The 1,606-nt window shown below is 73.3% G+C and carries 2 protein-coding genes; both read left to right on the forward strand.

Features of this window, described 5'->3' with window-relative positions; genetic code table 11:
* Positions 1-558: 5-oxoprolinase subunit B family protein (locus ACK5M9_RS00005; RefSeq protein ID WP_416891163.1), on the forward strand; the 558-nt coding region annotated here is incomplete at its 5' end.
* Positions 555-1,451, forward strand: a complete 897-nt coding sequence (locus ACK5M9_RS00010; protein WP_416891164.1) for a 5-oxoprolinase/urea amidolyase family protein — start codon at positions 555-557, stop codon at positions 1,449-1,451. The genes ACK5M9_RS00005 and ACK5M9_RS00010, both read left to right, overlap by 4 nt.
* Positions 1,452-1,606: the final 155 nt, after the last annotated feature.

Below are 1,606 nucleotides of genomic sequence, written 5' to 3' on the forward strand. Positions count from 1 at the left end.
ACCGAGACGCTGCGCGCCGCCGAGCTACCCGGCGTGGACGACCTCGTACCTGCCGCCCGCACCGTGTTGATCAAGCTCGCCGGGGTCGAGTACCAGGCGCCCACGCGGCAGCGCCTGGGCACGGTCCGCCCCACCGACGAGAGCGTCCACGCCGCCGCCCCTCCCGAGGGCCGCGCCGACGTCGTGATCGACGTCGTCTACGACGGCGCCGACCTCGACGAGGTGGCACGGCTGACCGGGCTGGACGTCGATCAGGTCGTCGCCGCCCACACCGGCGCCCCGTGGCGGGTCGGGTTCAGCGGCTTCGCGCCGGGCTTCGCCTATCTGGTCGGCGGCGACGAACGCCTGGCCGTACCGCGGCGCACGGATCCGCGCACCAAGGTCCCCGTCGGCTCGGTCGGCCTGGCCGGCGAGTTCAGCGGGATCTACCCACGTGAGTCCCCCGGGGGTTGGCAGCTGATCGGTCGGACGTCGGCGACGTTGTGGGACATCGACCGTGACGATCCCGCCCTGCTGATGCCGGGCATGTGGGTCCAGTTCCGGGCGGTGCAGTCATGAGCGTCACCTTGGAGGTCCTCCAGACCGGGCCGCTCGCGCTCGTGCAGGACCTGGGCCGAGCCGGTCTGTCGCATCTCGGCGTGACCCGCTCCGGCGCAGCCGACCGGCGCTCCCACACGCTGGCCAACCGGCTGGTCGCCAACCCGGGCGACCGCGCCACCGTCGAGGTGACCATGGGCGGCTTCACCGCCCGCGTGCACGGCGGGGCAGGCGAGGAAGGCATCGCCATCGGTGTGACAGGCGCGGACAGCGACCCGGCTGCCGACGGAATCCCCTTCGGCTCCAACAGCATCCACTACGTCCACGACGGCGAGGTCATCTCGCTGCACCCGCCCCGCTCGGGCCTGCGCTCCTATCTGGCCGTGCGCGGCGGCGTCGATGTCGAGCCGGTGCTCGGTTCGCGCAGCTACGACGTGATGTCGGCGATCGGGCCGCTCCCGCTGCGCCCCGGCGACGTTCTGCCGGTCGGCGCGCACACCACCGATTTCCCCGAGGTCGACCAGGCGCCGGTGGCCGCGCTCGTCGACGACGTGCTCGAGCTGGATGTGGTGCCCGGCCCCCGCGACGACTGGTTCGCCGACGCCGACATCCTGGTGCGCACCAACTGGCAGGTCACCAACCGCAGCGACCGGGTGGGGATCCGGTTAATCGGGATGCCGCTGGAGTACCGCTGGCCCGACCGGCAGCTGCCCAGCGAAGGCGCCACCCGCGGAGCCATCCAGGTCCCGCCCAACGGTTTCCCGGTGATCCTCGGGCCCGATCATCCGGTCACCGGCGGCTACCCGGTCATCGGGGTCGTGGTGGACGACGACATCGACCGGCTCGCCCAGGCACGCCCCGGCCAGACGGTCCGGCTGCACTGGTCGCGGCCGCGCCGCCCGATCGACGCCTGAGCGGTCGCCGCAGTCGTCGCCCGACTGCGGCGCGCCGACGACGTCCGGTCGCGCGGACCGCCGAGCAGTCGCCGGCGTGCGTTTCCAGCGCGGCAGGGCGGGCGCTGGTAGAACCGGAGGTGTGCGCGCACGTCTCGTCCACACCGCGGACCTCG

The organism is Mycobacterium sp., from assembly GCF_047975165.1.
Classification (GTDB): Bacteria; Actinomycetota; Actinomycetes; order Mycobacteriales; family Mycobacteriaceae; genus Mycobacterium.

What these genes read in the sequence shown, in the direction of transcription:
- ACK5M9_RS00010 (WP_416891164.1), top strand. Translation starts at nt 555, where the DNA reads ATGAGCGTCACCTTGGAGGTCCTCCAGACCGGGCCGCTCGCGCTCGTG.